This window comes from Streptococcus sp. HMSC10A01 (genome assembly GCF_001807785.1).
In the GTDB taxonomy this organism is placed as follows: Bacteria; Bacillota; Bacilli; order Lactobacillales; family Streptococcaceae; genus Streptococcus; species Streptococcus gordonii.
Genome location: NZ_KV790982.1, coordinates 1 through 5,066 on the forward strand (window position 1 = coordinate 1; position 5,066 = coordinate 5,066).

General features: G+C 37.5%; 5 protein-coding genes and 1 pseudogene. All 6 read right to left on the minus strand.

Going from position 1 to position 5,066, the window contains the following annotated elements; all coding sequences use genetic code 11:
* Positions 1-72: pseudogene (locus HMPREF3108_RS11065) on the minus strand (galactose-6-phosphate isomerase); the annotation flags it as partial.
* A 603-nt stretch (positions 73-675) separates the two neighbouring features.
* Complete coding sequence (locus tag HMPREF3108_RS07175; protein WP_061602142.1) at positions 676-2,154, minus strand: PTS galactitol transporter subunit IIC; 1,479 nt, start codon at positions 2,152-2,154, stop codon at positions 676-678.
* Between the two features lie 95 nt (positions 2,155-2,249).
* Entirely contained in the window at positions 2,250-2,555 is a 306-nt protein-coding gene (locus HMPREF3108_RS07180; RefSeq protein WP_012130593.1) for a PTS sugar transporter subunit IIB, read from the minus strand.
* Between the two features lie 37 nt (positions 2,556-2,592).
* Positions 2,593-3,069 (minus strand): PTS sugar transporter subunit IIA, encoded by a 477-nt coding sequence (locus HMPREF3108_RS07185; RefSeq protein ID WP_012130594.1) that lies wholly within the window; start codon positions 3,067-3,069, stop codon positions 2,593-2,595.
* A gap of 147 nt (positions 3,070-3,216) precedes the next feature.
* The gene (gene lacD, locus HMPREF3108_RS07190; RefSeq protein ID WP_048777464.1) at positions 3,217-4,188 is read right to left on the minus strand and encodes a tagatose-bisphosphate aldolase; all 972 of its coding nucleotides are present in this window, start codon (positions 4,186-4,188) and stop codon (positions 3,217-3,219) included.
* Position 4,189: 1 nt separating this feature from the next.
* Positions 4,190-5,066: tagatose-6-phosphate kinase (locus tag HMPREF3108_RS07195; protein WP_256262231.1), on the minus strand; the 877-nt coding region annotated here is incomplete at its 5' end.

A 5,066-nucleotide genomic window follows, 5' to 3' on the forward strand; every position in this document is an offset into this window, starting at 1 on the left:
TCCGACGAGAAAATCCTTGACCACATCTTTTAGCTTATTTCCAGCAGCGTCTGCACCAATAATAATTGCCATGAGCATTCTCCTTTGTTTGATTTTTTGCACAGATTATTGTTTATAAAAAACACTATCTGTTTCTTATACTCATACTATACACCACCTTTAGCTTATTGTCAACACTTTCTTGTTTATTTTAATCGTATTTTTTAAAAAAATGATTAAAATAAACAAGGATTCTCTAAACAAACTTAATGATTCTTACATATTCAAGAAAAAATAAGGAATAACATTTCTATTTTTACCAATTATCTTTAAATAAGTATAAAAACATCTTAAACCAATTTATTAAAAGCTCTATGCATAAACTAAGCTAAAAGAAGTGAAATAAAAACAATCTTTTGTCTTCTTGAAAGTCTGATTGCATTTAAAAAATCCCAAATCTGATAAACAGAAATGGGAGGGGGACAATTTATAAAAATAGATTACGAGAGTATTACTTAAACTGCTCATAAAATTCTAGAAGCTAACTAGTCAATTCTATCTAGAAAGAGACTGTCAGCAAGTTCATATTCATTATTCCCTTGATTTTAGGTCTCTTCTCTTTTCATTTTAATCTATTTCTATCTAAGAATAAACAAACTTATTATGTTTTCATTCTTTTCTCAAAAGAACTATCTATTAGTTTTTACCTTGAGCTACGTACTCTTCATTACGTTTGATCATTTGTTTTCTGTACCAAGCAAAGATACCGATATAGAATACAAGGAAGGCTACAACACCAAAAATAGCTTTAATATCGCCGGTTGTTGCGTTACCAATTGTCCAACCCAAGAGTTTTTCAACTGGACCTTCAAGAGTTGAGTGAGTGATCAATTGAGTAGAAGCTACCCCTTTAGGGAAGGCATCAACACTCTTAGCCAGCTCAGTTGCAAATGGAGCAATCAGAGTTCCTGAAAGAAGGAAGAGTGGCAATAAAAGGCTTCCAAAAACAATCATACGGATCAATTTACCACGAGTAACAACCAAGAGAGCTGGAGTTACACCCATGGCAATGATACCAGCAAGTGGCAAGATACCATTACCAACTTTAGAAAGAAGCACTGCTTCGATCAACATGATTGGTGCAAGTACGTTAGCACAAGCCCAGATTTCAGCACGACCAGCGATGAAAGGCCAGTCAAGACCGATATTGAATTTACGTCCTTGAAGACGTTTAGTAGCAACGTTTGTAATACCTTGTGAAAGTGGTTCTACCGCTGCAATGAACCATGAACCGATCAATGAGAACAATTCCAAGCTGACACCAGCTGTTAAACCAAGACTCAACCAAGATTTAATAACCAATTCCCATGTTTTTAAGTCTTCCACGTTTGCTTCTGGATGTGGAGTTCCCATAATTCCGATTACAATACCAAGAAGGAAACCAATAAAGAATTTAGAACCCCAGAAACCAATTTTCTTATTTAGTTTAGCGGCATCAAAGTCATATTTATCAAGTCCAGGGAAGAATTTATCAAAGATCTTATCCAACACCATGATAATAGGGTTCATCATGTAGTTCATGTGAGTAGATGTCATTGGAGATGAACTTGGAGCATTTAGGAGGTCATCAAAAGTTGGTTTCATCAAGTCAGAGTTGATGATCTTCATGATTCCTACTAGTACGACTGCAAGAGTTGCTACAAAAAGAGAAACACCTTGACTTACTCCGTTTTTATCTGCATACCATTTAATCAAGAGACCTGTGATAGACAGATGCCAAATATCAAAGATATCTACATCGAGTGTATCTGTTTTCTTCATCAATAGCATCACGACATTGACGATCAACATAACAAGCAAGAAATACAGAGTCCAAGCAGAACCCCAAGTAATCGTTGCAAGTGGTGCCCAACCTACGTCTGTAATATTAAGCTGAATCCCTGTATTGGTTACAAATTTTTCTAATGAAGATGAAAAAGCTCCATTTAACATTCCAATAATTGCACCAATACCTGTCAAGGCGATCGCTAATTTAATACCACCTTCGAGGGCTTTGGAGAATTTAACCCCAAACAAGAGGGCTAGGACCGTCAAAATGATTAACATGATGATTGGACCACCCATTGCCAAAATTGGCTTAAAAATATCGTTGGCTAATTTAATAATGCCATCCATAATAAATCCTCCCGATTTATATTAATTTATATATTGTTTATAATATAAGAACTCCAGCGCACTCTTCAGACAGCGCTTTCATACTCTTTAAAAAATTAACTCAGACCATGATCTTTGATAGCTGCTTCAATATTGTCAAACACTGGAGCGCTCATTGCTGGAATTCTGAACAAGATTGGTCCAGCTTCTACAACTGGAATACCAGGATCAAAACCTAAATCTGTCGCAGCAATTGGTGTGAAAATATCATAGCCTTTAATCAAATCTTCATTGACATCTTTAACCATCACTGCATCACAGCGAACATCATAACCACGGTTAGATAATTCTTCTTCTAACGCACTCTTAATTTGGTGACTTGAATTAACACCTGCCCCACAGGCTGCTAAAATTTTAATCATTTGGATTTCCTCCGTTTTATATATTTTCTTGATTTTTTTATCCGATTTCTTCTGTTATATATTCATATAATTCATCTTCATTTGCAAACTTAGATAAATTCTCTAAATTGCCATTCTTAGTAAAGAAATCCATCAATTGTGCCAGAATATTCGTCTGGCTAGAACTTGAGTTGTTAATGATAAAGAACAAAAGTGAAACTTCTACTTCTTTATCAGGAGCTATCATATTGTGAAAAGTCACAGCTCGATTTAAGCGTACTACAACAACTTTTTCAGCTAAGTTATGTTCAATATCTGTATGAGGGATTGCTACATTCGGTAAGTCTTTTCCTAGAAACTCCATGTCCAATCCAGTTGGAAATGACTTTTCTCTCTCGATTAATGCAGTCCTATAAGAAGGAGTTACAATCTTTCTTTCTTCAAGAAGGTTAGCGACTTGATTAAAAAGATGTTCTTGATTATCTGCTTGTAGACAGAAGACCAAGTTCTTATCAAACAATTGATTAAGTCCCATAATACTTCACCCCTTTCTATATTTAATATATCTATATTTAATATATCTTTATTTCAATATAAAATCAATCTACTTTTTATAACTAAATGCCTACAAATTATGCTAAGACATATATTGATTTTTCTCTTTAAAATATAATCTATAATTTTATTTCCAAGAGGTTGCACTGCTCTTTAAAACTTGATTTAATTCTTCAATGTTTTGACGTCCTTCAGTACGAAGCCATTCACGAGCTGCTGCCTCACCATCTTTGATGTAGGCTTCAACTGATCCTGCCCAAGTTGCACGGCCACAAAGAACTCCATTGAAGTTTGCACCTGATTCGTGGGCAAAGACAAGGGTTTCTTGGAAGAGTTTAGCCGATACACCCGCACTCAAGTAGATGTATGGCAAGTTAGTTGCTTCATCTTGCGCTTTGAAGAAGGCTGCTGCTTCTTCACGTGTATGAACGATTTCACCATCGCCAAAGCCTTCAACGTATTTAACATTGACTGGAACTTCCACTTTCAAGACATCGATGTTGAAGCGTGGGTCTGAGAAGACCTTCATTGCACCGATAACCTTGTGTGGTTTAACTTTGGCGTATTCTGCAGAACCTGCGTCAGCGATTTTTTCATCGTAGGCAAGGATTTCAAGGAAAAATGGAATGTCTTCTGCCACACACTCAGAGCCGATACGTTCGATATAGGCTTGTTTTTGTTGGTTGAGTTCGTCAGAGCTGTCTACGTCATAGTAAAGCAAGAATTTCACTGCATCTGCACCTTGTTCTTTGATGCGTTTTGCAGACCAAACATCCAAGCAGTCAGGCAAACGTTTGGTGCTTGTTGTGTCGTAGCCAGTTTTCTCATAAGCAAGGAGAAGACCGGCGTTGGCATCAAGCGCTTTTGTAGCTGGAAGACCATATTCAGGGTCGAGAAGCATAGAGGATGCGTATTTAGTCAATTCATCTGCGACCAAGACTTTAAGTTCTTCCATTTGAGCTACTGTTGGCTCTTCCGTTTGGTATTGAGCCATGAGGCGTTTCAAAGCACCACGTTGGTCAAAAGCGAGAGCTGAGATAATGCCGTTCTCGTCAGAGAGTTTTTGCAAGCAAGCGCGTTTATTTTCTGTTAAAACCATTTTATACCTCTTTTACGATTAGTTGGTCGTATAGACCTTGATAGTTAGCCATATTGACATGACCTGTCATTTTTTCTTGAGCATTGAGCATACCAAGGACATTGGCCTTGATGAGGAGTTCTGCATCCGATTCCTTATGAAGAAGTCCTGATGAAATTCCTGCCACGGTAGAATCTCCAGATCCAACAGGATTAACTACCTGAATTCTAGGGATATCTACCTTGTAGAAAGTATTACCATGTTTTGCAAAAGCACCATTTGCTCCAAGTGACACGATAATCCACTCAACACCCGCAAATAGAGGCTCTTGAAGAACTTCTTTTAATTCATCCAAATCCTCAGAAACTTCTTTCCCAAGAAGCTGAGACAATTCTTCGTTATTCGGTTTGATTACTGTTGGTTTGTGGGGTGATTCAAGAACTGCCTGAAGAGCTGCACCTGAGCAATCCAGAACAACTGGTTTCCCTGCGCGATTAGCAAGCTCTACCAAGCTCGCATAATAATCAACTGGAAGCCCAGCTGGGAGACTACCTGAGATGGCTACTACTTCCACAGTGTCAAGGAAATTTTTGAAATGAACCAAGAAATCTTGCCCTTCTTGTTCCAGAACTTCGGGTCCTTTTTCAAGGATTTCTGTTTGGTTATCTCCGTGGAGAATAGCGATACAGTTACGAGTCTCTCCTTGAATTGAGAAAAAACGTTTCGTTACTTTATCATCGATATGTTCGACTAAAAACTCACCAAGTTTACCCCCAACTAAACCAGTAGCAGCAACAGAATCACCAAATTCTGAAAGAACTCGTGTAACATTAAGACCTTTACCACCGGCTGTCTTGGTCACGTCCACCACACGATTAACAGTATCTATTTTCAATTCT